At 61.0% G+C, this 213-nt stretch carries 1 protein-coding gene; it reads right to left on the reverse strand.

Annotated features, from left to right (window positions below; translation table 11 throughout):
* Positions 1 to 213: tol-pal system YbgF family protein (locus A3736_RS17570; protein WP_369815438.1), on the reverse strand; the 213-nt coding region annotated here is incomplete at both ends.

A 213-nucleotide genomic window follows, 5' to 3' on the forward strand; every position in this document is an offset into this window, starting at 1 on the left:
TCATCGTCGAGCGCGATCATCGTTTCCGCAAGGTATAGCAGGCTGTCCCCGGCGCGGGCCGCAGCCTTGTCGGCCTGGTAATTGCGCAGGAACCACGGGGCGGCTTCCTTGGCCTTGCCATCGTCGAGATAAGCCCGGCCGAGTAGGTTGCGGCCATAGCTGATACGCGAATGGTTGGGATAGCGTTCGACGAACATCGTCAATTGCTGCTGC

The organism is Erythrobacter sp. HI0063 (genome assembly GCF_001635685.1).
Lineage (GTDB): Bacteria > Pseudomonadota > Alphaproteobacteria > Sphingomonadales > Sphingomonadaceae > Qipengyuania.